The organism is Halomonas sp. (genome assembly GCF_052095695.1).
GTDB lineage: Bacteria > Pseudomonadota > Gammaproteobacteria > Pseudomonadales > Halomonadaceae > Vreelandella.
This window is the reverse complement of the sequence record NZ_JBQDLQ010000053.1, coordinates 1-25,037: the sequence shown is the minus strand read 5'-3', so window position 1 is coordinate 25,037 and position 25,037 is coordinate 1. Positions and strand designations below refer to the sequence as shown.

At 55.0% G+C, this 25,037-nt stretch carries 19 protein-coding genes; 9 read left to right on the top strand and 10 right to left on the bottom strand.

The genetic code is table 11. The annotated features are described in order from the left end of the window. Positions 1 to 32 precede the first annotated feature (32 nt). The 4 genes from msrB to htpX all read left to right on the top strand — a co-directional run bounded on the left by msrB (position 33) and on the right by htpX (position 3,868). On the top strand, positions 33 to 431 hold the full coding sequence (gene msrB, locus ACTH5D_RS11685) for a peptide-methionine (R)-S-oxide reductase MsrB (protein WP_441671415.1): 399 nt from the start codon (positions 33 to 35) through the stop codon (positions 429 to 431). An 83-nt stretch (positions 432 to 514) separates the two neighbouring features. After that, positions 515 to 1,471, top strand: a complete 957-nt coding sequence (gene ylqF / locus ACTH5D_RS11680; protein ID WP_441671413.1) for a ribosome biogenesis GTPase YlqF — start codon at positions 515 to 517, stop codon at positions 1,469 to 1,471. Between the two features lie 115 nt (positions 1,472 to 1,586). Beyond that, a complete protein-coding gene (locus ACTH5D_RS11675; protein WP_441671411.1) occupies positions 1,587 to 2,834 on the top strand; it encodes a pyridoxal phosphate-dependent aminotransferase in 1,248 nt (415 codons plus the stop codon). Positions 2,835 to 2,962: 128 nt separating this feature from the next. Further along, positions 2,963 to 3,868 (top strand): protease HtpX, encoded by a 906-nt coding sequence (gene htpX, locus ACTH5D_RS11670; RefSeq protein ID WP_441671409.1) that lies wholly within the window; start codon positions 2,963 to 2,965, stop codon positions 3,866 to 3,868. Between the two features lie 94 nt (positions 3,869 to 3,962). Here htpX and pdxB read toward each other — a convergent pair whose 3' ends face one another. Next, positions 3,963 to 5,111 carry a 4-phosphoerythronate dehydrogenase PdxB gene (gene pdxB, locus ACTH5D_RS11665; protein ID WP_441671407.1) on the bottom strand — a complete coding sequence of 383 codons (1,149 nt, stop codon included), beginning with the start codon at positions 5,109 to 5,111 and terminating at the stop codon, positions 3,963 to 3,965. An 84-nt stretch (positions 5,112 to 5,195) separates the two neighbouring features. On the opposite strand from pdxB, the gene ACTH5D_RS11660 reads away from it, so the two are divergent. Further along, on the top strand, positions 5,196 to 5,477 hold the full coding sequence (locus ACTH5D_RS11660) for a hypothetical protein (RefSeq protein ID WP_096281354.1): 282 nt from the start codon (positions 5,196 to 5,198) through the stop codon (positions 5,475 to 5,477). Positions 5,478 to 5,489: 12 nt separating this feature from the next. On the opposite strand, the gene ACTH5D_RS11655 is transcribed toward ACTH5D_RS11660, so the two are convergent. Together ACTH5D_RS11655 and rlmKL are read right to left on the bottom strand one after the other, a co-directional pair. After that, positions 5,490 to 5,825 carry a glutaredoxin family protein gene (locus ACTH5D_RS11655; protein ID WP_441671404.1) on the bottom strand — a complete coding sequence of 112 codons (336 nt, stop codon included), beginning with the start codon at positions 5,823 to 5,825 and terminating at the stop codon, positions 5,490 to 5,492. A gap of 23 nt (positions 5,826 to 5,848) precedes the next feature. Continuing rightward, positions 5,849 to 8,134: a bifunctional 23S rRNA (guanine(2069)-N(7))-methyltransferase RlmK/23S rRNA (guanine(2445)-N(2))-methyltransferase RlmL gene (gene rlmKL, locus ACTH5D_RS11650; RefSeq protein ID WP_441671402.1), complete on the bottom strand. Its 2,286-nt coding sequence runs from the start codon at positions 8,132 to 8,134 to the stop codon at positions 5,849 to 5,851. Positions 8,135 to 8,504: 370 nt separating this feature from the next. Here rlmKL and rmf point away from each other — a divergent pair, with 370 nt between their 5' ends. Next, positions 8,505 to 8,714: a ribosome modulation factor gene (rmf, locus tag ACTH5D_RS11645; protein ID WP_441671400.1), complete on the top strand. Its 210-nt coding sequence runs from the start codon at positions 8,505 to 8,507 to the stop codon at positions 8,712 to 8,714. A 53-nt stretch (positions 8,715 to 8,767) separates the two neighbouring features. On the opposite strand, the gene ACTH5D_RS11640 is transcribed toward rmf, so the two are convergent. The 5 genes from ACTH5D_RS11640 to ACTH5D_RS11620 all read right to left on the bottom strand — a co-directional run bounded on the left by ACTH5D_RS11640 (position 8,768) and on the right by ACTH5D_RS11620 (position 17,647). Next, positions 8,768 to 9,799, bottom strand: a complete 1,032-nt coding sequence (locus ACTH5D_RS11640) for a quinone-dependent dihydroorotate dehydrogenase (RefSeq protein ID WP_441671398.1) — start codon at positions 9,797 to 9,799, stop codon at positions 8,768 to 8,770. Between the two features lie 124 nt (positions 9,800 to 9,923). After that, on the bottom strand, positions 9,924 to 14,759 hold the full coding sequence (locus ACTH5D_RS11635; protein ID WP_441671396.1) for an NAD-glutamate dehydrogenase: 4,836 nt from the start codon (positions 14,757 to 14,759) through the stop codon (positions 9,924 to 9,926). A 164-nt stretch (positions 14,760 to 14,923) separates the two neighbouring features. Beyond that, a complete protein-coding gene (gene trmA / locus ACTH5D_RS11630) occupies positions 14,924 to 16,042 on the bottom strand; it encodes a tRNA (uridine(54)-C5)-methyltransferase TrmA (RefSeq protein WP_441671394.1) in 1,119 nt (372 codons plus the stop codon). 67 nt (positions 16,043 to 16,109) lie between these two features. Beyond that, positions 16,110 to 16,916 carry a glutamate racemase gene (murI, locus tag ACTH5D_RS11625; protein ID WP_441671392.1) on the bottom strand — a complete coding sequence of 269 codons (807 nt, stop codon included), beginning with the start codon at positions 16,914 to 16,916 and terminating at the stop codon, positions 16,110 to 16,112. Positions 16,917 to 17,101: 185 nt separating this feature from the next. Then, positions 17,102 to 17,647, bottom strand: a complete 546-nt coding sequence (locus ACTH5D_RS11620) for a hemerythrin domain-containing protein (RefSeq protein WP_441671390.1) — start codon at positions 17,645 to 17,647, stop codon at positions 17,102 to 17,104. A gap of 368 nt (positions 17,648 to 18,015) precedes the next feature. Here ACTH5D_RS11620 and ACTH5D_RS11615 point away from each other — a divergent pair, with 368 nt between their 5' ends. After that, positions 18,016 to 19,350 (top strand): replication-associated recombination protein A, encoded by a 1,335-nt coding sequence (locus ACTH5D_RS11615; protein ID WP_441671388.1) that lies wholly within the window; start codon positions 18,016 to 18,018, stop codon positions 19,348 to 19,350. A gap of 48 nt (positions 19,351 to 19,398) precedes the next feature. On the opposite strand, the gene lolA is transcribed toward ACTH5D_RS11615, so the two are convergent. Together lolA and ACTH5D_RS11605 are read right to left on the bottom strand one after the other, a co-directional pair. Next, the gene (gene lolA / locus ACTH5D_RS11610) at positions 19,399 to 20,049 is read right to left on the bottom strand and encodes an outer membrane lipoprotein chaperone LolA (protein WP_441671386.1); all 651 of its coding nucleotides are present in this window, start codon (positions 20,047 to 20,049) and stop codon (positions 19,399 to 19,401) included. A gap of 177 nt (positions 20,050 to 20,226) precedes the next feature. Next, entirely contained in the window at positions 20,227 to 23,385 is a 3,159-nt protein-coding gene (locus ACTH5D_RS11605) for a DNA translocase FtsK 4TM domain-containing protein (protein ID WP_441671384.1), read from the bottom strand. 180 nt (positions 23,386 to 23,565) lie between these two features. On the opposite strand from ACTH5D_RS11605, the gene aat reads away from it, so the two are divergent. Next, positions 23,566 to 24,312 carry a leucyl/phenylalanyl-tRNA--protein transferase gene (gene aat / locus ACTH5D_RS11600; protein ID WP_441671382.1) on the top strand — a complete coding sequence of 249 codons (747 nt, stop codon included), beginning with the start codon at positions 23,566 to 23,568 and terminating at the stop codon, positions 24,310 to 24,312. Positions 24,313 to 24,359: 47 nt separating this feature from the next. Further along, a partial coding sequence (locus ACTH5D_RS11595; RefSeq protein WP_441671380.1) for an arginyltransferase occupies positions 24,360 to 25,037 on the top strand: 678 nt, incomplete at its 3' end.

The following is a 25,037-nucleotide window of genomic DNA, read 5'->3' as shown; positions in this document are numbered from 1 at the left end:
AATGATTGAAACCAGAGGGAAAGGAGAACCCCATGGCGAAAATAGAAAAATCCCCTGACGAGTGGCAACAGCAGCTAACCCCGGAGCAGTACCGGGTAGCGCGTGAGAAAGGTACCGAGCGACCTTTCACCGGCGACTATCAGGTGGTGGATGCCCAGGGCATTTATCACTGCGTGTGCTGCAACGCACCGCTGTTTGAGAACGAGCATAAATTTGACGCCGGGTGCGGCTGGCCTAGCTTTGATCGGCCGCTGGGTACCCGCTGTGTGGAAGAGCATCAAGATGGCACCCATGGCATGCAGCGCACGGAGGTCGTTTGTTCACACTGCGATGCCCACCTGGGCCACGTTTTTCCAGACGGACCGCCAGAGACGACCGGTTTACGCTACTGCATTAACTCAGTGTCGCTGGAATTTCACCCCGACGAGTAATCGCGGCTAAAAGGAAACCCAGCAAGGCGGGCGCCATCTGCTAGAATGGCAGCCCGCTTTTTTTGTGCTTGTAGGAGAAACTCATGCTCGGCTGGTTCCCCGGACATATGAACAAGGCCCGCCGCCAGATCAAAGAGGTGCTGCCTGAAATCGACGTCGTCATTGAGGTACTTGATGCACGTCTGCCCTACTCCAGCGCCAACCCGATGCTGGCCGAGCTGACGCGCCATAAGCCGGTGCTGAAAATTCTTTCCCGCGCCGACCTTGCCGACCCAGAGAAGACCGCCGAATGGGTCGCTTTTTTCGATGCTCAAGAGAACATGCGCGCCTTCGCGGTCACCACCACGAACACCCGTGAGCTAAAGCAAATCCCCAAACTTTGCCATGAGTTGGCCGGTGCGGTACGCGCCGACCGTGATGTTCGCGTGATGGTAATGGGCATTCCCAACGTGGGTAAATCCACGCTGATTAACGGCCTGGCCGGGCGTAAAATTGCTAAAACGGGCAACGAACCTGCCGTGACTAAGCGCCAGCAAAAGGTGCGCATTGATGGGCGTGTAGCGCTTACCGACACGCCGGGAGTGCTGTGGCCCAAAATAGAAGATCAGGCCAGCGCTTATCGCCTCGCGGCCACTGGCGCTATCCGTGATACGGCCATTGAGTACATTGATGTAGGAATTGTTACTAGTGCAGAGCTTGCCAAACGCTATCCTGAGGCGCTGACGGCGCGCTATAAGCTCAAAGAGCTGCCGCCTTACGCCGCGCCGGACATTCCCCACGACATTGATGCCGACGGCCCGAAAAAGCCGGACTTTCTTGCTATTGCAGGCTTCGATGGTCATGCCATTTTAAAAGACATCGCCGCACGGCGCGGCGGGCTGCGAGCCGGTGGCGCTGTCGACCTGCACCGCGGCGCGGAAGTTCTGCTCCACGAACTGCGCGACGGTAAGCTAGGACGAATGACGCTAGAGACGCCTGCAGATATTCCACCGCCATCGATGCAAAACGACGAAGACAATCAAGTGCTTTCCGACGCATAATGACCAATAGCCCCATCGCTAACGTCGGCTTGCGGGCACTGATTCAACTTATGCTTTTAGATACGCATGCTTTTGGACACTTTTGGGCCTCTAGCCACTTTTGGACAGACATCTCATGACTACTCCGCAGTCGCATGAAACACAACCGCTGAAAAAGTCACATAAGCTGCATAATGTCTGCTATGACATTCGCGGCCCGGTACTCGACCACGCCAAACGCCTGGAGGAAGAAGGCCATCGAATACTTAAGCTGAACATCGGAAACCCTGCGCCTTTTGGCTTTGAAGCACCGGAAGAAATTCTTCAGGATGTGATGAGCAACCTGCCTACGGCACAGGGCTACTGCGACTCCAAAGGGCTTTACTCCGCACGCAAAGCGATTATGCAGGAATGCCAACGCAAGCAGATTCCCGGAGTGGGCATCGAGGACATATTCATCGGCAACGGCGTCTCTGAGCTGATTGTGATGGCGATGCAGGCGCTGCTTAATGACGGCGACGAAGTATTAATTCCCGCGCCGGACTACCCGCTTTGGACCGCTGCCGCACACCTTTCAGGCGGCCACGCGATACATTACCTGTGCGATGAACAGGCAGGCTGGACGCCCGACATGGCGGATATTCGCTCCAAGATTACCAGCCACACCCGCGCCATTGTGCTGATTAATCCCAACAACCCTACCGGTGCGGTATATCCGCCGGAGGTGGTTAAAGACGTGTTGGCGATAGCCAAAGAGCACAACCTGGTGGTGTTCTCCGACGAGATCTACGACAAAATTCTATATGACGGCGTAGAGCATACCGCCACCGGCGCGCTGGCCGACGATGATCAACTGGTCATTACCATGAATGGGCTATCGAAAAGCTACCGCTGCGCAGGCTTTCGCTCGGGGTGGATGACTATCTCTGGCACTCTGGCTAAATTAAACGCCAAAGATTATATTCAGGGGCTCAATATGCTGGCCTCCATGCGGCTATGTGCCAACGTGCCCGCACAGCATGCGATTCAAACTGCACTCGGGGGCTATCAGTCAATTAATGATTTAATCCTGCCTGGCGGGCGGCTGCTGGCGCAGCGGGACATTACTGTCGAGAAGCTAAATGCCATCCCCGGCGTCTCCTGCGTGACGCCAAAAGGCGCGCTCTACGCGTTTCCGCGGCTCGACCCTAAGGTATTCAATATCAAAGATGATCAGCAGTTAGTACTCGATCTACTGCTGCAGGAAAAAATATTGCTGGTGCAAGGCACGGCCTTTAACTGGCCCGAGCCTGATCATGTGCGCATTGTGACACTGCCCTGGGCAGACCAGCTAGGCGATGCTTTGGATCGTTTTGCCAACTTCTTGTCGCGCTACCGGCAGTAGCTCCAAAAAATAGTGCTGGCCACTAAAAAACAATCGACACGACCATGACTTGAAACTGCCATGAACAATACGTATCTAAGCTATTAATCTAGCGATGCTTCGATGAACCTTAAGGGAGAACCTGCACCATGATGCGAATTCTGCTGTTTCTAGGCACCAACATAGCGGTGTTGTTGGTCGCCAGCATTACCCTGCGCCTACTAGGCGTTGAAGGCTATCTACGTGGTCAAGGCATCAACTTTACCAGTCTGCTGATTTTCTGCTTCATATTCGGCATGGCGGGCTCCATCATCTCGCTATTCATTTCCAAATGGATGGCTAAGCGCAGCACGGGCACGGTGATTATTGAAACGCCCTCCAATACCACCGAACAGTGGTTGCTGGACACCGTCGCGGAGCTTTCCCGCGAGGCCGGTATCAAAACGCCCGAAGTGGGCATATTCCCGGCCCAACAGTCCAACGCCTTTGCAACTGGCTGGAATAAAAACGATGCGCTCGTCGCGGTATCGGCGGGCTTAATGAATCGCATGCGCCCTGAAGAAGTCCGCGCGGTTTTGGCCCATGAAATTGGCCACGTAGCCAACGGCGACATGGTCACGTTGGCGCTGATTCAAGGCGTAGTGAATACCTTCGTCATGTTCTTTGCCCGCGTGGTAGCGCACCTAGTCGATAACTTCCTGAAAAGCCGCAGCGGTGGTGAAGGCGGTTTAGGCTTTATGGGCTACTTTGCTGTAGTAATTGTGGCAGAAATCGTCTTTGGTATTTTGGCCTCCGCCATCGTTGCCTGGTTCTCGCGTTATCGTGAATATCGCGCCGATGAAGCCGGTGCGCGCTTGGCAGGCACTAATGCAATGGTCAGCGCCCTTGCGCGTTTGAAAACCGAAACCGAAATGCCCGATCAAATGCCGGATACGCTGCGCGCCATGGCCATCACCAAGGGCCAAACGCGCTCACTACTTGAGAAGATGTTTGCCAGCCACCCGCCGTTAGATGAGCGCATTCGCGCATTGAAAGAAGCCGCCTATCGTCAGTAAGTATTGGCACTAGCTCTACACGTTTAAGGCCCGCAGATGCGGGCCTTATTGTTTCAATTTTTGTTGTTTCAACTACCGTTGCTTCCATCCTACTCTACACCCTCAGCGTTACTCCGAATCCCGCCCCACTCAGTATGCTTTCTAGCGCTACCGCCTCCCCTGACAGTTGCACATTGAGCGTAGCGAATTCACGACGCAACGGATAGTTAGCACGACAATCATCAAAACCTTTTGGCACCCCCTGGTGCAGCGCTTGGCGCTGAAGCGCATCGTGATCGCGGCGCACGTCATAAACAGCTCGCATGCATAGCCGCAGCGTGTCTTCTGGCGCCAGCGCATGCTTTATATGCAGCGATGCAAGCGCAGGTGGCGGGCAGATAGCGGCAAACGAGGGTCCGCTAGGCTTTTCGCAGTGACTAGCTAGCGCCTGCTGAATCATCCAGGTGCCCCGTAGCTTGCCATCCAGGCTATGCCCGGCAATATGCGGTGTTGCCAGTGAAACCAAGTCACGCAAGCCAGCGTCGATTGCCGGCTCGTCTTCCCATACATCGAGCACCGCGCGGATATCACCCTGACTGGCTATACGGCTACGCAGTGCCAAGCCATCCACACAGTCACCCCGCCCGGCATTAAGCAACACGCTGCCCGGTGCGAGTTCATCGATACGCTGGGCATTGAGCAGATGATAGCTGGCATGAGGGCCGTCACGAGTCAGCGGCGTATGCAGGCAAATCACGTCACAGCGCTCGATAACAGCATCTAACGAGTGAAACCCTTGTGCACCCTCAGCCTCTACCCTGGGCGGGTCACAGGCAAGCGTTGCCACGCCCATGGCCGTTAACCGTGCTTGCAGCCGACGACCCACATTACCCACCCCCACAATGCCGACGCTGCGTTCGCTAAGTACCCAGCCATCACGTTCTGCCAGCGTCAGCAGGCTGCTTAATACGTAGTCGACCACCGCTTCGGCATTGCAGCCTGGGGCACTGGCAAAAGCGATATCGCGCTTAGCGAGCGCCGCATGATCAATATGATCGGTGCCGATCGTGCAGGTACCGATAAAGCGTACCGGGCTGTTGGCGAGCAGCGCCTCGTTAACCTGCGTAATAGAACGCACAATCAGCACATCGGCATCGTGCAGATGAGCGGCCGTTATTTCTCGGCCAGGCATGCGGTTGATGGCACCAAACGAGCCAAAGCAGGCATCAGCAGCGGGGATATTGGCATCGATTATAAGTTTCATAGGCGTTTGGGTATCCGGGCTTTACAATACGCCCGCGAAAGTTTGCTGTGCAGGCGTGTTTAAAGGGCATTTAAGGAGAGTATTGTGATCGTACGCTGGGAAACCAACCATGACTATGTGTTGGTTCATATTCACCAGGATATGTTTGGTGATTGGATTTTCAGTCGCGCCTGGGGCCAAATCGGCACTCAGTTTGGCGGCCTAAAACATCAGCTAGCCGATACCTTAGACCAAGCCCAGATGTGGCTTGAGGACGAGGCCACGATCCAATCCTCACGGGGATTCCGCAAGATACTGGAAGTGGCCGACCATACGCCTGAAGGCCAGGAAGCCATGCGTCAGCTCTCACTACTGGATTTGATTTAAGCAGCTCACTCGCTAGCCTAAAAAGCGCCGCCCGCTACGCTCATGAACACCGGTAGGTGCCCCGGCATCTGGCGGCGTGGCAAACGCCGCCAGCGCCGTTTCATTCAACCAGCCGCGTTCGCGTAGCCAAGCGCTCAAGCGCGCTAATTCAAAGCCACGCTCCAGTTCCTCCCCTTGACTATCCACCAGCACCGGTATGCGCGTACCATAGCGCTCGACCAGCTCAGCATCATCAATAATCTCAATATGATGCAGCCACACGCTTTGATTCGCCAGCGTGGCTACCAATGCCTCTAGCTGAGTGCATAGATGGCAGCCCTGGGTTGTATAAAGCGATAGCCGGATCATTCCAATGCTCTCCTCTGGCAGGCTTAGTGAGCCGCTGGATGACGGAGTAGAAACACATGGTGCAAATTAGTACGCCGCTGGAAGTCAGGGTCAAAGCTGCGCCCGGTGATGTCTTCTACCGCGTAACGTTCGCTGAGGGTCTCATCCAACTTAAATCGCCGCTGGTTATTAGAAAACACTAGCGTGCCGCCGGGTGCTAATCGCGCCATAGCGAGATCCACAAGACGCGGATGGTCACGCTGCACATCTAGCGTGTCGCGCATTTTCTTAGAGTTAGAAAACGTCGGCGGATCCATGAAGATCAGATCAAAATCAGTACTCGCGGTTTCTAACCAGTGGAAACAGTCATCGCGCACGACCCGGTGTAGGCGCGTATCAAGCTTATTCAGCGCGAAGTTGTCTTTAGCCCATTCAAGATAGGTGTTAGACATATCCACACTGACGCTGTCACTAGCACCGCCTAATGCCGCTTGCACCGTTGCCGTAGCGGTATAACAGAACAAGTTTAAGAAGCGCTTGCCGCTGGCCATCTCACCCAGCATACGGCGCACAGGGCGATGATCTAGAAATAACCCGGTGTCGAGATAGTCACGCAGGTTCACCCATAGACGCGCGCCACCTTCCTCCACTTCAAAACGCTCACCGCTCGCGCCACGTTTTTGATACTGGGCGCTGCCAGCCTGCCGCTCACGGCGTTTAATATATATTTTACTGGCGTCAACGTTCAGCGCCTCTGGCATTACTTCCAAGGCATCGTATAGGCGTTTTTGCGCCTGAGCAGGATTGATTGAGCTGGGCGCTGCATATTCCTGCACATGCACGCGGTCACCGTAACGATCCACTGCCAGAGCATACTCGGGCATATCGGCGTCGTATACGCGGTAGCTCGTTTCGCCGCTCTGTTTCAGCCACTTCTTCAGGCGCTTTTGATTTTTGATCAGGCGATTGGCAAACATCTGCGCATTGTCTTGAGCTTTTGGCGCAGGTGAATCATTGGGAACCGCTTGCGTATCAAAGCCAGTCGAGGCTTCACTCGCGGTCTCACGACGTTCTGCGCCAGCCGCTGACGCTACCTCACCATTACCCATGGGAGCCGCGCTCTCGGCATCAGCGCCATGCGCCGGACCACCAACATCCATCAGCAGCAGCTTGGCATCCAGGGCACCGTTTTTGAGCGCATACTGTTTGTGCGCCCGCATTCCTAGCCGATGGCCCAAATCAGGACTGCCGGTAAAGACTGCCAGCGTCCAACCAGGGAACAGCGCTTTGGCTTTCTCGCCCAGCTGCGCGTATAGGCGCACCAGCTCGGGCAGCTCACCCAGACGCTCGCCATAAGGCGGATTAGTAATCAGCAGGCCGCTTTGCGTGGTCAGCGTCTCGGGCCGGGTAAGCTGGGTAAGACTCTGCCCATGCAGCGTCATTAACGCGGGGATACCGGCCCGCATAGCGTTGGCTTTCGCAGCCGTTAGTGCCGCCGGGCTCTGATCAAAACCTAGCAGCTGGACTTTGCAACGTTTACGGCCAATCGATGCACGCGCTTCGGCTTCACGCTTTTGCTCACGCCATATGGAATCATCGTGACCCGCCCAGCCGTGAAAACCAAACCGCTCGCGATTAAGGTTAGGCGCTTGATCGGCGGCCATCATAGCGGCCTCAATCAGCAGCGTTCCCGCGCCACATAGTGGGTCAATCAGCGGCTCACCGGCTTTAAGGCGCTCAGGCCACCCTGCACGCACCAACAATGCGGCGGCTAAATTTTCTTTCAGCGGTGCATGCCCAACGTCGCGTCGATAGCCACGGCGGTGCAAACTTTCACCTGAAAGATCGAGGCCAATGGTCAAGTTCATCCGGTGCAGGTGAGCATAAATACGTAAATGCGGCGTTTTGATATCGACGTTAGGGCGCTCCTGCCCTGCCAGCTGCAGCGCATCGACCACGCCGTCTTTGACCGTTTGTGCACCAAAGCGGGTATGCCGTATATGTTCGCTGCGGCCATGAAAATCCACCGCCAGCGTGTTTCCAGGCGCCAAGTGGTTTGTCCAGGCTATGCGTGCAACCACATCGCGCACCTGCTCGGCGGTATCGATCATCGACTCGCGCACCAGCGTTAAAATGACGCGGTTGGCTAATCTCGACCATAGGCATACGCGATAGGCAATCGCTTGGCTGGCAGTGAAGTAAACCCCGGCCACCGTTGTTTTACCCGGCGTGGCGCCCAGTGCCATGAGTTCATCGTGCAGCAGGCCTTCAATGCTTTTCGGGCAGGTGGCTAGCAGACTTAAGGGGGCGTTTTGACTCGGCTCAGTCATGATATTGGTCATGATAATAGCTGCGCGGAAAGGCGCGATATTCCTATATATAGCAAATGAGTTTACGTTTTGTGACAATTTATAGTCGACAGATGACCCCATCATGGTCTAACAATAAGAGAGTAGCTACTGAAAAACGCATGCGTTACCTGTCAGGATCTCTTAAGAAGGTAGTTTGAAAGAGGCCTATGATGGATAAGAGTTCGCCGCTCGACCCGTTCAGCTCGTGAGGGCTAGACAGTTGAGTTGATGCGGCAGCTCGCTCTTGAAGCAAGCTCTCGGAATAGCAGATGCTGCCGGGCATATTTTATGGATAACTTCGGTAACATCCTATTTCTTCTTAAAGGCTTTCGTGAAAAGAGGTTAGCCAATGAAACGACAAAAGCGTGATCGCTTCCAGCGGGCATATGTCCACGGCTATAAAGCAGGTGTATCGGGTCGCTCTCGGGATGATTGTCCCAGTCAAGATATCAATTTACGCGAACACTGGATGAGCGGTTGGCGTGAAGGTCGCGGCGACCAGTGGGACGGGATGACCGGCGTTTCCGGCATCCACAAAAATCCTCTGGTCATGACCTAGCGTTTTATATTTTCTAACGTTTAAACGAAATGTTTTTAATAAGCCCACCCTATTCAGTGGGCTTTTTTAGTGCCTGACGTCTTCAATGCCTTGGCACACTCGCTCACGAGCCTGGGGCCTTGATAAATCAAGCCTGAATAAAGCTGCACTAAATCCGCACCAGCGGCAATTTTTGCCTCAGCGGCGGCAGCACTGTCGATCCCCCCGACGCCTATAATGGGCAGCGTTGGCAAGTGCTCACGCAGCTGTCGAATCACACGATTAGACACCTCAAAAACCGGCCGCCCTGACAGCCCGCCGGCCTCCTCGGCCTGAGGATCGCCCTGCACTGCCTTGCGGGAAACAGTGGTGTTGGTAGCGATGACGCCATCCAATGCATTGCGCTCAATGCTTCCCGCCATTAGCGCGACTTCTTCTTCGCTCATGTCCGGAGCTATTTTGATCAGCAGAGGTACGTGGCGACCCGCTTGCGTATTTAGCGCTGTAGCGCGCGCGCGAATGGGGCCCAACAGTGCATCTAGCTGTTCGCCAAACTGTAGGCTGCGCAGGCCAGGCGTATTCGGCGAAGAGACATTAACGGCAATGTAATCAGCACAAGGATGCACTGCAGCTAGACACAGCAGGTAATCGTCCAGCGCGTGCTCTACCGCGGTGGTTAGGTTTTTACCAATATTTATGCCCACAATGCCACCATAGTGGCGTTTTTTAACCTGCTGAATCAGATGCTCCACCCCTTTGTTATTAAAACCAAAGCGGTTGATGATCGCGTCATGCTGTGCCAAGCGAAATAGCCGTGGCTTGGGATTGCCTGGCTGTGGCTGTGGAGTGACCGTCCCGGCCTCTACAAATCCAAACCCCAGCGCCCCCAGTGCATCAAGATGGTCTGCGTTCTTGTCCAGCCCGGCGGCCAAGCCAACCCGGTTAGCAAACCGTAGCCCCATCAACTCGACAGGATCATTGACCGGCTGACCAAATAATCGCGCTACGCCACCGATACGATGCAGTGACTCGAGCGCGCTTAGCGCCATCCCGTGGGAGGTTTCTGGGTCGATGCGAAAGAACAGCGAGCGGGCAAGCGCGTACATGGCAAGTCTCTTGAAGCGAATCGAAAACGGCCGCCAGTATAACGCAATAAAGCGCGCCCTGGTGGAGAACCAGGGCGCGCTTTAACCTGCCAAAAACACATTACCAAAAATAAAAGCTACGATTTTAGGCTTCGTTATCGCTCTCGGCCAAATCCACCAGTTCGCGCACCGCCACGGCAAAGAGCGCAAAGCCACCTTCATTCCCGCTGCGCACTTCTTCGATAAGACGACACCAGCGGCGATGTAGATCAGCGTGCTGATCCAACCACTGTGCCACTAGCTCCTCGATATCGCGGCTACCCGCATCCAGCTTGAGCACGCTGGTGGTAAGCGCAAGCTGTTGACGCTCTATGTCATCACGGAAGGTTTCCCGTGCCTGCGCCTGCCAGGCGTCGCGCACTTCCAGCTGGTTCACCTGCTGAATCATCCAAGGCAGTTCTAATCGGCTTCCAACCTCGTAAAGCACCTCGGCCACTCGCTGGGGTTTTTCATTGGTTACCCGAGCGGCTTGGATAATGCCTAGGCCTGCGTACAAGCTCGATGACGCCGCAACGGTAGAAGCCAAGGTTTCAGGCACACCGGCGTCTATTAGCTCATCACGGCGCGCACTCCAACCACTAAGCTCTTCACCACTCAGCAGCTCGCCGATTCCTTCTTGCAGCTGCGCCAGGCGCGGAGCGAAATACTCAATAGTATCTTGAGTGGAAAGCCCCAAGTGCTGGCGTACGAACCACCGCGTAGCGCGGCGGATTAAGCGCATTAAATCGAGCATCATGGAATACTGGATGCGGTTAGGCACCTGATTATCCAAGGCCTCAATTTGCGCCCACAGCCCGGCCAAGTTGAAGCTATCGCGCGCTACCACGTAGGCGCGCGCAACATCGGCACGACCCGCCCCGGTTGAATCAATAAGGCGGCGCACAAACACGATGCCCATGTGGTCCACCAAGTCATTGGCAACCTGGGTTGCCACGATTTCACGCTTTAGACGGTGCTCGTACATTTCGTCTTTAAAACGCTCAACCAGCACCGCTGGGAACAGCCGCTCAAGATGGCGATGAATATAGCTGTCGTCGGGCACATCGGAAGTGATCAAATCGCCCTTCAACGTGCTCTTGGCATAAGAAATCAATACCGAGAGTTCCGGTAAGCGCATACCTTGCGCATTGCTGGCGCGCTCTTTTAACGCTTCATCGGTGGGTAGGAACTCAAGCTCGCGGTCAATCTGCCCCGCGGCCTCCAGCTCGCTGATAAAGCGGCGATAGGGCCCCAGTGATTGATTGGAAAGAATCGCCGATAGGTCTAGCGCCTGACTTTGGCGGTAGTTATCCAGGATGACCAGGTCGGCCACTTCGCCTGTCATTTCCGCTAACAACTGATTGCGCTGTTTTTCAGTCATATCGCCACGCTTGACCACTTCATCAATCAAGATTTTGATATTGACCTCATGGTCGGAGCAGTTCACACCGCCTGCGTTATCAATGAAGTCAGTGTAAACACGGATTCCTTTGGCGGCGGCTTCCATACGCCCGCGCTGAGTCAGCCCAAGGTTACCGCCTTCACCGACCACACGACAGTTCAGATCTACGCCGTTGATTCTTAAGGTATCGTTGGCCTTGTCGCCCACATCGGCATCGGTTTCGTCGGAGCTTTTCACATAGGTGCCGATACCGCCGTTCCAGATCAAATCCACCTGGGATTTGAGCATGGTGCGAATCAGTTCATTAGGCGACAGACGCTCCTCTTCAATGCCAAATACCTGCTGCATTTCAGGCGTGATACTGATCGACTTAGCGCTGCGGCTAAAGATACCGCCACCGGCAGAGATCAGCTCCTGGCCGTAGTCTTCCCAACTGGATCGCGGCAATGCAAACAACCGTTTTCGCTCAGCAAAAGCAGCGTCGGCATCCGGATTGGGATCAACAAAGATATGCAGATGGTTAAACGCACCCACCAGCTGAATTTTGTCGGAAAGCAGCATGCCGTTGCCAAATACATCACCGGCCATGTCGCCAATCCCAACCACGCTGAACAGCTCGCGCTGAGTATCCAAATCAAGGTTTTTGAAGTGCCGCTTCACGGATTCCCAAGCACCGCGTGCGGTAATCGCCATTTTCTTGTGGTCGTAACCATTTTCGCCGCCCGACGCAAACGCATCGCCCAGCCAATGGCCGTACTCAATAGAAATGGCGTTAGCGATATCCGAGAACGTCGCGGTGCCTTTATCTGCAGCGACGACCAGGTACGCATCGTCTTCATCATGGCGGACAACATTTACAGGCGGCACAACGTCGCTGCCGACTAAGTTATCAGTGATGTCCAACAGCGCGCGGATAAAGATCTGATAGCAGGCAATACCTTCTTTTTGCACCACTTCACGGCTGGCATTCTCAGGCATACGCTTGCAAACGAAGCCGCCCTTGGCGCCTACCGGTACGATCACCGCATTCTTCACCTGCTGTGCTTTCACTAGCCCTAATACTTCGGTGCGGTAGTCTTCAAAACGATCAGACCAGCGCAGACCGCCACGCGCCACTTTACCACCGCGCAGATGCACGCCCTCAACTCGGGGCGAGCAGACAAAAATCTCAAACATCGGCCGTGGCTTAGGCATGCCGGTAACTTTGGAGGGCTCAAGCTTATAGGCGATATAGTCTTTAAAGCGGCCACCTTCGGTCAACTGATAATAGTTGGTCCGCAGCGTGGCGAGAATCAGTTCCATGAAGCGGCGTAGCAGCTGATCATCGTTAAGACTAGCAACGCTCTCCAGGCGCTCATTCAAACGCGCGATGGACTCATCGGTTGCATGACTCTGCTGCTCAGGATCAAAGCGTAGGCTAAATAGCGCCACCAGCTCTTTGGTAATAACCGGATAATTCGCCAGCGTAGCGGCAATGTAATCCTGAGACATACCAAAGCGGATTTGCTTGAGATAGCGTGCGTAGCCTCGCAGCATCGCTACTTCACGCCAGTCGAGCCCCGCGCCAATAATCAGGCGGTTGAAAGCATCGTTATCAGCTTCGCCGGTCCATATGCGTTTGAAGGCTTCGCTAAACACATCGCGCATATCGCTTAGATTGACGTCCGTACCGCTGTGTTCAAGCTCGAAATCGTGAATCCAGTAGCGCTGGTCAGGGGCGTTAATGTCGTAGGGGCGCTCACCGATCACCCGCAGGCCGAGATTTTCCATCATCGGCAGCACGTCTGAGAGCGGAATTTGCGATTCGCGGTGGAACAGCTTCAGGTTCACACCGCCGCCCTGCTCTTCCAGCGGACGATAAAGCGACAGCGATAAGTCATCGCCGTTGTCCAGCGTTAGCAGGTGCTGGACGTCAAACACGGCCGTACGGGCCGAGAAGTCTTCGCGGTAGCTCGCAGAAAACGCTTCGCGGAACTGATCCATCAGATGATTTGCGTGCTCTTCGCCAAAGCCTTCAATCATCGCGCTTTGTAGCTCATCCCGCCAGCTGCGCGCCAGCCGCGCCACTTTGCTTTCAAGACGCTTGAGATCGTAGTCGCTCGGCGCATCGCCGTTAAAGCGTAGAATCAGCTGAATACGCGCCAATACCGACTCGGAGAGATAGGTGTTGAAATCGCCAAAGTGGGCGTCTAACTCGTCGCACAGCACGTTTTGAATTCGCTGACGCAGATCCGTCGTGAACACATCGCGGGGCACAAAAACCAGGCAGGAGTAGAACTTGCCACTGATATCGGCGCGGATAAACAGCCGCACCTGGCGGCGCTCACGAATGTTCAGAATGCCTAGCGAGGTGCTGGCCAGCGACTCAGTGTCAATCTGGAACAGGTCATCGCGAGGATAGACTTCCAATACCTGCAGCAGCTGCTTGCCGTTATGCCCCTGGGGATTGAAGCCGGCGATATCCATCACCGCTTTCAGCCGACGGCGCAGCAGCGGAATATTTCGCGGCGATTCGTTATAAACCGTCGAGGTGAATAAACCGAAGAAACGTCGCTCGCCAATAACATTACCGTCGTCGTCGTAGCGGTCAACGGTGATGTAATCAGGATAAGTAGGACGATGTACCCGTGAATGGTGCGCGCTTTTCGCGAAAGAAAGCAGCTGAGGCACCAGCACGTAGCCATTGTGCTCATCCACCCCCTCTTCGCTGCGAATACGCTCACAGTAACGCGGCTGGTCTAGGCGAAAAACGCCCAGCACGCTCTCGTTATCTCGCTGTAGTTGATCACCTAACTCGCCGTCTTCCAAGCGATATTCATCGTACCCCAGGAAGGTAAAGTTATCCTTGAGCAGCCACTCTAAAAAGGCGATCGCCTCTTCGTGGTCATCGGGATCAATTTGCGGCGGGCAGTTTTTTTCTAGCTCTTGGATCGACTCAGTAATTTGCGAGCACATGGCGTCGTAATCGCCCACGGCGGTACGCACATCGCGCAGCACTTCTTGCAAATTACGTTCAATTTTTTCCAGCAGCGCCATGTCGGTATGGCGGTCAACCTCAATCACGATCAGCGATTCACGCGCTTCAGGCGCGTTCTTATCGCGTGGCGACGTCAGCGACTGCAGCTGATGGCGCTCATCACGCGCCACTGCCAGCACGGCGTTTTGAATGGCATGCACCGTTAAACCGCGACGGTTGAGTTCGATACGCACCGAGTCAACCAAAAACGGCATATCCTCATGCAGAACGGCCACAAAGGTATGCGTTGACTGCCAGCCGTGCTCTTCAAAGTCGGGATTAAACACCCGAACCTTGGGATTTTGCGGATCATGGTGCTGCAAGAACTGCCAGATCGATAGCGTGGCGCCATACAGGTCGTCTAGGCGACGATCCACTAGGTCTTCCACCGGCACGGTGGCATAAAAGTGTCGAGCGAAGGCACCCACAGTTGCCGCACGAGCAGGCTCTAACCGCGCACTTAGTCGTTCCTGCAGCTGTTTCAAAAGATCTTGCCGGCTCTCTTCAATCGCAACGTAGTGCATCCATCACCTCGACTGCTTAGGCCTTTTTTTCGGCCAAAAAACGAAGGACAATAGGCCTTTAGGCCAACATATCGTCTAGCTTACGCTACCTGTGGCCGCCTCACTAATCACCTGACAGGTTAATCATGGCACATGCCACTTATGCATTAGGCTATGGGTACAACCTAACCGTCGCGCCGCTGCAGCAATACTCCGCATTCACAATGATCTGTAAAAGGGAATTGATCAAACAGTGCAAAGCGCTCAACCCGATGGGTTTTGGTCAGTATGGTCAAGTTTTCCGCCAACGTAGCGGGGTTGCATGAAATATAGACGATCTGAGCATATTCACTGAGCTGTTCACAGCTTTGCTCATCTAAGCCTGCACGTGGTGGGTCGACCAGCACGGTTGAAAAATCATAGTCCTCCAAGGCCATTTCCGCCACGCGCCGGCCGGCTTTCTCGCCTTTAAGCGCTAGTGAAAACTCCTCCGCTGACATCCGCGCAATGTGGGCGTTGGTTACGCCGTTGGCCTCTAAATTGACGTTGGCACTGGCCACCGACGTGCGGGAAATTTCGGTGGCCAGCACCCGCCGAAAGTTATCCGCTAAGGCAATGGTGAAATTGCCGTTGCCGCAGTAAAGCTCCACTAAATCTTTCTGGGCGCCTTCCTGCTGTTCACCCGTCACCTCTCGCGCCCAACTGAGCATTTTCTGACAAATATGCGCATTGGGTTGGGTGAAGCTATTTTCGACCTGCTGATAATGCAACGTGCGGCCATCTACCTCTAAACGCTCCCAGACATGGTCGCGCGTCAAGACAATACGCTGCTTGCGTGAGCGGCCAATAATCATGATGCCCAGCGCCGCTTCTAAGGCGCGCGCTGCTTGCTCCCATTCATTTCCTAGCGGCCGATGGTAAACCAGCGTTACCAGCGCCTCGCCTGACAAGGTGGTTAAAAACTCGACCTGAAACAGGCGACGACGCAGCTCATCTGACTGAAGGCAGGCTTCACGCAACTTTGGCATGAGCTGGTTGATACGCGTACTGGCAACGGCATATTGGTCAAGCCGAACGACACGCTTATGTTTAGGATTTTCAGCATCCACCTCAAACATGGCGTAAAAAAGATCGTCATCTTCATGCCAAATACGAAACTCACAGCGCTGGCGATAGTAGCCAGTCGGTGACTCAAATACTTCTAACGCTGGCGGCTGGAAAGCGGCAAACGTAATTTCCAGATAGTCGCGTTTAGCGGCTAGCTGCTCAGCATAACGTTCAGGTTCTACAACGGGGATAGCCAAGGATGCTCCTCATGGATTTAATCAGTTCGATAACAGCGATGGGGTTTAGCGTCGTGCGGCATTAGCCTTAATCAGCCATGCCTTTTAGCCGCTCGGGCGCTTTAAACCCATAGCGCGCAAAACCCGCGGTCAGGTCCGCGGCGGGCGCAGTGGTAAAGCAGCGGCCATCGTGGTGACTGCTCGTGAGCGGATCAATGACTTGCGCGACCCGCCGAGCAATAGCATCGCCGGAGTCAATCCAGTGCAGCGGCCCCGGAGCAAGCTCCGTCAGCCACGGCTTAAGCAGCGGAAAATGGGTGCATCCCAGCACCACGGTGTCTAGCGCCGGCTGCGTTGAAAGGTTAGGCAACGCGGCCTGCCACAGCGAGGCCAGCGCCGCCTGCATACGGGCAACGCTGGGTGCCCCACCGGCTAAGTAGGTTTCTGCCTCAATCACCAGCGCATCGGCAGCAACCCGCGTAATAACGCAGTCGCTGGCAAAGTTATCAATCAAGCGTTGAGTGTAGGAGCGCCCCACCGTTGCTTTAGTGGCTAACAGCCCAATATGGCGTGTCTGACTCATGGCGGCGGCGGGCTTAATGGCGGGCACCGTCCCCACCACGGGGATAGTCAGTTGCTCCCGCAAAGTCTCCAACGCTAAGGTGCTTGCAGTATTGCAAGCGACCACCAGCACGCTGGGCTGGCAGGCATCCACAGCGGCCTGGCACACGGCCACAATGCGCTCAGCCAGAGCAACGTCATCGCGCAAGCCATAGGGCAGCCACGCATTGTCACAGACATAGCACATAGCGACATCAGGATAGTGTTGGCGTAGCGACTGCGCCACCGACAGGCCGCCGACGCCGGAATCAAAAATTAATACAGGGGCTTGCATGATTCTCTCTGCATGACGTTTTACTCATGGCGCTGTTTGCATAGCTCTGCTAACGCTGATGTTTTCAGCGGTGAAAAAAGGTATCGCTGAGTCTTGTGCAGCATAAAAACGGGGCCGCTAGTTTAGCATGCCCCGCGGGTTAGATTATCGGCTGATGGTAAGAAGAAGAGAGGAATTGCTGCGGGCTATACTTCGGGCACGTCGGCACCACGCAACTCCGCGTAGAGTTCAGGATAGGCTTCCTGCAACCGCTCAAGCTCCTGCTCGGCGCCTTCCGGCAGTGCTTGTCGCAGTTCTTCCATATCTTCCGGGCTGAAGTGCTCGTCAATTAACGGGAATAACCCTTCGCGCTCATGACGCAGATAGGCACGATGCGCTTCTAAATAGTCCTTTAGATCCTCGGCAAAGCGATCCATGGGGAGCACGTTGTCCATCAGAATCATATCGATATCGTTGGAGAGTCGCTGTAAACGTGGCTTTAACTCGCGATAATCAATCGCCATTTGTTCGGTGAGCGCAAGATGCTCAGGGGCTTGCGTCTGCAGCCATTCAACGCAGACGCGCTCAAGCGGAGCGGCAAAGCCATCCATGTAAGATAAAATGTAATCAACGACTTCGCGCATTAACTTGAAATTGGGGCGCTCGCCCTGTGCTAGCGTTTTTTGCTTAAGCTGCAGCACGTGGAGCAACCTCGCCATGTTGGCATGATCTAGACGCAGTTGGTTTAACATCGAACCGTCTCCTTTATTGAGTCATGTTTGCCATCGCGCCTTACCGGGTGACGACATGCGATCATGAGCGCGCCTTCACCAGCGCGCCATTATTAAACGTAAAGCTACTCAAATACATAACCCCTCGTACGGACACATAAGTACGGACACATAAGTACGGACACATAACAACTTGCGAGGGCTATCACCAATTATTATCAATAGCGACTATCAACCACAATGCCCTTCAGGCGCTATCCTAGCAAGTGTATATTGTGAGTAGAATATGCCAAAGGTAGCCTGCTAAGCCGTGGTTTACCATCGACACTCGCTGGCATTTGGTTGTTCAACGCCTCGATTCTCTGCCTACATAAACAACGGACATTGACATGGATTTGTTTAATAGCGCCCACGCCGCGCCTGCCGAGGATGCTCCGCTGGCCTTTCGTATGCGCCCACGTCACTTGGATGATTACGTTGGCCAGCCAGCGCTGGTAGGGCCAGGCAAACCCTTACGCCGCATGGCGGAATCGGGCATAGTGCGCTCGATGATTCTCTGGGGCCCGCCGGGCGTTGGCAAAACGACGCTTGCTGAACTGTTGGCCAGAGTTTCCCAAGCCCATCTTGAGCATCTCAGCGCGGTAATGGCGGGGGTCAAAGAGATTCGTGCGGTCGTTGATCGGGCCCAGCAAATGTCTTCGACGGTGATTCTTTTTTTAGATGAGATTCATCGTCTCAACAAGAGCCAACAGGATGCCCTGCTGCCTCACGTCGAGTCGGGCCTGTTGACACTGATTGGTGCGACTACCGAAAATCCATCGTTTGAAGTCAATTCGGCGCTGCTCTCGCGCGCGCGGGTTTATGTGCTCAAATCACTTACTCAAGAAGAGCTGATCACGGTGATGCGTCAGGCGCTTAACGACGCTGAGCGCGGGCTTGGCAAACGCACTATTCAAGTCAATGACGATGTTCTCATCGCCCTCGCCCACGCAAGCGCCGGTGATGCACGCAGAGCACTGGGACTACTAGAAACGGCCTGCGATTTCACCCGTTTAGAAGCGGGGGCAGAAGTACTGCACAAAGACGTACTCGCCGATGTCATTGGCCATCAGGCAAGCGCGTTCGATAAGCAGGGCGACGCCTATTACGACCTGCTGTCAGCGATTCATAAATCAATCCGCTCTTCACGGCCCGATGCCGCGCTGCTGTATATGGCGCGCTTCATGCAGGGCGGCGGCGACCCGCTAGACGTGGTACGCAGGCTGACGGCCATTGCTTCCGAGGATGTCGGCAATGCCGACCCACGCGCCCTGCCGCTCGTGATTGCCGCCTGGGATGCTTACCTGCGCCTGGGTGACTATGAGGGCCAGCGAGCGATTGCCCATGCGGCGATTCACCTGGCAGTCGCCCCTAAAAGCAACCGCATCGACCGCGCCTGGAACGAGGCCAAGCAGTATGTGCGCCAACAGCCGCAGGTTGAGGTACCCACGTATTTGCGCAACGCCCCGACCAAGCTGATGGAGCAGCTGGGCCATGGTGAAGGGTACCGTTACGCGCACAATGAGCCAGACGGCTACCCGGCGGGCAGCGCGCACAACTGCTGGCCCGAAGAGCTGCCCAAAGCAACCTTCTTCAAGCCTAGCTTACTGGGTCAGGAGAAACGTTTTGGCGAGATAATGGCATGGCGTGAAAGCCTTGACCAAGAAGCCGATAAGGCGCCCTAGGGCGCCTTATCGGTGGGGTGTATTCTACTTAACTGGTCTGCTGCTAACTTATAACTCTTCACGAATGACGTCGGTGCCTTCAGGAATATCAAAGTCGAACTGGCTCCGGTCGATATTGCCATTATTGATGATATCGCTAAAGGTAATCGAGGTGCGCTGCCCGGTGCTATCCATCATCCACAGCGCGGTTAACGTATCGGCATCGAACACCATGCTTAATTCTTCAAACAGCGTATCAGCAGAAATCGGCACGAGGGTAAACACATCGTCACCGTCGTCCTGCTCGTAAAATACTTCATAGCTTTCAGTTAGGTCACTGGCGCTGCCCGATAACAGTAAAGCAGGCGTATGCGTGACGCGATCATCCATCACCTGAATCGTTACCTGCTCAAGATCAGGATCATACAAATACACATCATCACCATCTGAAACAACGATCTGAGAGTATGGCGCATCCACTTCCCAACGCAGCAAACCCGGACGCGAAAGCCACATCTCACCGTGCGCGCTCTGCAGGCGGTCACCGCTACCATCTAAAATCCGCTGTTCAAAAGAGGCTTGATAGCTCTCTAACGGGTCTAGGCGCTCAGTCAGGCGCTCTGCGGCATCGCCCGCCAATACTGGTGCAGCGAACGTTAAACCCAAGGCGCTAGCCGCAAATGCCAGCGATGAATGTCGTCGTGTTTGGGTATCGCGCATATGATCTCCCTAGGCAACCGTTGCCGGATCTTCGTTGCCAAATAATAGTTCGTCAAATAAGAGTTCGTAAGGCTGACTAAATTGCCCGTGTGTGTTTAAGACGTGAAAAACGCCGCTGGGTTTCACCAACGACGCAATTTTCACGCTTATTGCATAATGATGAATACCACCAAGCGATTAGTGACCTACCGGCGGCGGTGCGAGAACATCGCGTGCACCGTTAGACCCCATCGCCGTTACCACACCTGCGCTTTCCATCGTATCGACCAAACGAGCGGCCCGGTTGTAGCCAATTTTAAAGCGACGCTGAACGGCAGAAATAGATGCTTTGCGCGTTTCGGTAACAAACTGCACGGCCTCATCATAAAGCGCATCCTGCTCCGCATCGTCACCATCTACGCCATCGGCCTCAAGGCCGGTTAGCGCATCCGCCGTGACGCCCCCCGAGAGAATCTCCTCGATATACTGAGGCGCGCCACGGCGCTTCCAGTCATCCACGACACGGTGCACTTCATCATCATCAACGAAGGCGCCATGAATGCGATTAGGCGGCCCTGACCCGGCGGGTAAATAAAGCATATCGCCGTGACCCAGCAGGCTTTCAGCACCGCCCTGGTCAAGAATGGTGCGCGAATCGATTCTTGATGAAACCTGAAAGGCCATCCGTGAAGGAATGTTGGCTTTAATCAGGCCGGTGACCACGTCAACCGAAGGACGCTGGGTCGCCAAAATCAAATGGATACCGGCGGCACGCGCTTTTTGCGCAAGGCGTGCAATCAGTTCTTCGACCTTTTTACCGACGATCATAAACATATCGGCAAATTCGTCGATCACCACAACGATGTAGGGCAGCTTTTCTAACACGGGATGCGGTTGATGAATCTCCCACGGCTGCGGTTCCCACAGCGGGTCGGCAACCTGGGCCCCGGCACGTTCAGCTTCGTCTAAACGGCCGTTAAAGCCGGCGATATTACGCACACCCATGGCCGCCATAAGCTTATAGCGGCGCTCCATTTCAGCCACACACCAGCGCAGGCTGTTGGCCGCTTCTTTCATGTCCGTAACGACCGGCGCCAGCAAATGAGGAATGCCGTCATATACCGACAGTTCAAGCATTTTGGGGTCGACCATGATCAGCTTTAGCTCGCTGGGCTTTGCTTTCAGCAGCATCGAAATCAGCATGGCATTGACACCCACCGACTTACCCGAGCCTGTGGTACCAGCAACCAGCAAGTGCGGCATCTTGCCAAGGTTAGCAACCACCGGGCTGCCGCCAATATCTTGGCCTAACGCCATCGTCAGCGGCGAGGTCTCTTGCTGGTAACGGTCTGAGTCAATGACTTCTCGCAGCCGAATCATGGCGCGATTGGGGTTGGGTATTTCAATACCCACCGTCGGACGCCCCGGTATAACCTCAACAACGCGGACGCTTTTTACCATCAGCGAGCGCGCCAAATCTTTGGCAAGATTACTGATTTTCGACACTTTCACGCCGGCCGCAGGCTTAATTTCAAAGCGTGTAATAACCGGCCCCGGCCACGTATCAACGACTTCAGCCTTAACCCCATACTCGCGCAGCCGTATTTCAAGCAGCTCCGCCATATCGGTTAATTGTTCTTCGGTATAGTTGGGCTGGTGAGGCTCTGCCGGCGTTAGCAGCTGGAAACTAGGCACGTCGCCCTCTGGCTCGTCCATGGTTTCAAACGCCGGGCGCTGGCTTTGCAAATGCTCCACAGTCCATAGCGTGGGGCCTTCATCCGCCTCCGGCGCGCTTTCTTCAGGGGTAAAGGTGGGCTCCCGGCGCATAGCGGAGGGCTGGAGTTGCTCAGGCTGTACCGGCGACACGGCTGGCGTCGATGGTGCAGGCTGCATGGAGGCGGCGGGCGGTGTGGACTGCATTGGCGCCTCATCCAGCTCATCATCCATATCTTCATCGTCCCAAACGGGCTCAGGCACGACCTCAGCAACACGCTCAACAGCAGGCGTCCGCTCGGGCACGATGGCAGCAGCATGCTCAGGAACTGGCGTAGGCTCTGACACAGACACACGCTGCTCAGGCTGGCTGACAGGCAGTTCCACTGAAGCACGGCTTGGCTCCACAAGCGGAGGCTCGATTGGCTGCTTTTCGGCGGCTGTGTCAGCAGGCTCGTCTACTGCTGGTTTATCTCGCTCTGGCTTATCGACCACAGGTGCAGCGGCTGAAGACTCATCACTATCAGATATCTGGAACGTAGGCTCTGCAGCGCGTGACTCCACCGGCGCGAAGGCATTTTCGCGCGGCGCTTTAGGCGCACTCGGCGACGTGGCGTCAGCCATGGGTTCTGCAGACGCAGGAGCACTTGACTGAGCAGGCACATGTTTATTGCTCGATAGAGAAGCCGCTTCCCAAGGAATCGAGGTATCGGTGCTATTACCGATGGAGGGACTGACATCGGGTGTCTTATCAGCCGTTGGCTCATACGCTGAGAAGGCACTCGAGAAACCCGGCTCGCGCCGTTCACGACCAGCAGGTGCTTCTACCGCGGGCTTAGTAGCCACTGCTTCTACCTCGGCAGGCGGTGGTGTCTCTGTGCGCGCTTGAGGCTTGGGTGCGGGGGCCGGTTTAGCCGCCGCGCGCTGAGCTGCACGCATACGCCGCGACTGTCGACGGGCCGATAACCAGCCGCCCAAGCGGCAGATTCGCTTGCCAAGCTCATCGGCAACCTGCAGCCATGACATGCCGCTAAACAGCGGGAAACCACTTAAAATCAGCGCCGCGGCAATTAAACCAACGCCACCGCTGCCTACCAGCGGTTTCAGTGAAGCCACTAAGCCTTCACCTAAAATACCGCCGGAGGCATAGGGCAACATGCTATTAGGATGATAAAAATGCAGCGCTCCGAGCATGGTGGTGCCAAACATCAGCAGGACTAAGCCGCCCGCATGCACCGCAATAGCCACCGGGTCGAGTTCAAAACGCACCTGACGTGAGCGAATCAACCACCAGGCGGCAAAGCCAAACATACCCGGCCACCAAAGCGCGCTAGCGCCCAGCAGCGAGTAGAGCACATCGGCTAGCCATGCCCCGACTTGTCCCATCCAGTTGCGAATATCCGCTTCTGGACCCTGATACGACCAGCCAGGGTCAGACGGCTGATAACTAAACAGTGCTAATAATAAGAAAACACATAGCGCAAGCAGTACCACCACCACGCATTCGCGCACTGAGCCCTGTAAGCGCAGTCCAAAACGTCGAGCTTTATCTTTCGCGGCATTAACACGCGCAGAAGAAGCTGACGATGGCGTTTGACGCGCGTTACGCTGCGTTCGCTTGCTTGCTGCTTTATTCACTTTCAAGCGACTCTCCCTTTACACCTCAATGGCGTCTTTAATCCACTTGCGAGTTTGCATCATACCGAGCATCCTTCCCCCGTCACAGAGGTGCTAACTATGCGACCAGTAAAAACTAAGCGATCAGTACAAACTAAGCGCCCAGTACAAATACGCCGCACAAGCGCGTTGTAACAGGAGCAAGTAATGCTACCCTGGCTTTCCTCGCCACTTCCTACATTTCCATCTACTGATACAGCGTTGGACTCCCCCAACGGCCTGCTGGCTGCCGGGGGCGAACTCTCCCCTGTTTGGCTCATAGAAGCCTATCGACTCGGCATTTTTCCGTGGTTCAACGACGATCCTATTCTATGGTGGAGCCCAGACCCGCGCATGATACTCCTACCGGAGCAATTTAAGCAGCGCCGAAGCCTTACTAAACGATTACGCCATGGTGGCTTTCATGTCACCGTGGATCAACACTTTGAGCAAGTTATTCAGGCCTGCGCGGCCCCACGCGATGAAGAGGCCGGCACCTGGATCACGGACGAAATGCGCGAAGCCTATAACTTGCTTCATTTTCAAGGCATTGCGCATAGCATTGAAGTCCATCAAGACGAAAAACTCGTCGGTGGCCTATACGGCATTGCTATGGGCCCCGTCTTTTTTGGCGAGTCGATGTTTTCCCGCGCCCCCGATGCTTCAAAAGTGGCTCTGGCACATTTGGCGAAAGCGATGCGCGACCACGGAGGACGCCTAATCGATTGCCAAATGCACACACCCCACTTGGCAAGCCTGGGCGCTATTACAGTCGCTCGCGCGTCATTCATCAACTATCTTAAAAATTGGCTGCCCGATGACGCGTTTACGCAAGCGTCATCCTCCGCTGAAGCCCCGATAGTTCCAGCGTCACCTTGGCTTCACGCGATTGGCGCCGAGAATAACGCATATTGACGAACTCATACTGTTTCAACGATTTATTTTCGAACAGGAGGCAAGCCGTGAGCAGTAACACTCCGCCCCGCCCTGTGCGGGATTTGCGCTTCTTCCTTACCGTGCCTCATGCCTGTAGCTATCTACCAGGCAAAGAAGCGACGACACTATTTCTCGATCCGCAGGAGTCACCGGTACCGGGTGTATATGACTCGCTGGCGCTACTAGGCTTTCGGCGCAGCGGGCGCCACCTCTATCGTCCCCACTGCGAGGGATGTAACGCATGTCGCTCGGTGCGCATTCCCGTTGAGCAGTTTGCCGCCAACCGTACTCAGCGCAAAATCTGGCATCGCAATGCCGACATTAGCGTGCGCGTGGCACCTGCCCGCTATTCGGCTGAACATTACGCGCTTTACGCTGACTACATTCGTCAGCGCCACGCGGATGGCGATATGTACCCGCCCAGCCGCGAGCAGTACTGCACTTTTTTAATGCTTGAGGAGCCCTACGCTAACCTTATGGAGATGTATCTCGGCGACGAACTGGTCGGCGTGGCGGCATTTGATCAGCTAGAGCACGGCCTCTCAGCGATTTATACCTTCTTTGCCGTTAGCGATACGCTAGACAAGCGCTCGCTGGGAACATTCGCTATTCTCCAGCTAATTGAACTCAGCCGAGAAAAAGCGCTGCCGCACCTGTATTTAGGGTATTGGATCGAAGAGTGCCGTAAGATGCGCTACAAGCAG

What these genes read in the sequence shown, in the direction of transcription:
- rlmKL (WP_441671402.1), bottom strand. Translation starts at nt 8,134, where the DNA reads ATGACTGAGCCGAGTCAAAACGCCCCCTTAAGTCTGCTAGCCACCTGC.
- aat (WP_441671382.1), top strand. Translation starts at nt 23,566, where the DNA reads ATGCTACCCTGGCTTTCCTCGCCACTTCCTACATTTCCATCTACTGAT.
- msrB (WP_441671415.1), top strand. Translation starts at nt 33, where the DNA reads ATGGCGAAAATAGAAAAATCCCCTGACGAGTGGCAACAGCAGCTAACC.
- ylqF (WP_441671413.1), top strand. Translation starts at nt 515, where the DNA reads ATGCTCGGCTGGTTCCCCGGACATATGAACAAGGCCCGCCGCCAGATC.
- ACTH5D_RS11615 (WP_441671388.1), top strand. Translation starts at nt 18,016, where the DNA reads ATGGATTTGTTTAATAGCGCCCACGCCGCGCCTGCCGAGGATGCTCCG.
- ACTH5D_RS11635 (WP_441671396.1), bottom strand. Translation starts at nt 14,759, where the DNA reads ATGCACTACGTTGCGATTGAAGAGAGCCGGCAAGATCTTTTGAAACAG.
- lolA (WP_441671386.1), bottom strand. Translation starts at nt 20,049, where the DNA reads ATGCGCGATACCCAAACACGACGACATTCATCGCTGGCATTTGCGGCT.
- rmf (WP_441671400.1), top strand. Translation starts at nt 8,505, where the DNA reads ATGAAACGACAAAAGCGTGATCGCTTCCAGCGGGCATATGTCCACGGC.
- ACTH5D_RS11620 (WP_441671390.1), bottom strand. Translation starts at nt 17,647, where the DNA reads ATGTTAAACCAACTGCGTCTAGATCATGCCAACATGGCGAGGTTGCTC.
- ACTH5D_RS11655 (WP_441671404.1), bottom strand. Translation starts at nt 5,825, where the DNA reads ATGATCCGGCTATCGCTTTATACAACCCAGGGCTGCCATCTATGCACT.
- htpX (WP_441671409.1), top strand. Translation starts at nt 2,963, where the DNA reads ATGATGCGAATTCTGCTGTTTCTAGGCACCAACATAGCGGTGTTGTTG.
- pdxB (WP_441671407.1), bottom strand. Translation starts at nt 5,111, where the DNA reads ATGAAACTTATAATCGATGCCAATATCCCCGCTGCTGATGCCTGCTTT.
- murI (WP_441671392.1), bottom strand. Translation starts at nt 16,916, where the DNA reads ATGCAAGCCCCTGTATTAATTTTTGATTCCGGCGTCGGCGGCCTGTCG.
- ACTH5D_RS11640 (WP_441671398.1), bottom strand. Translation starts at nt 9,799, where the DNA reads ATGTACGCGCTTGCCCGCTCGCTGTTCTTTCGCATCGACCCAGAAACC.
- ACTH5D_RS11675 (WP_441671411.1), top strand. Translation starts at nt 1,587, where the DNA reads ATGACTACTCCGCAGTCGCATGAAACACAACCGCTGAAAAAGTCACAT.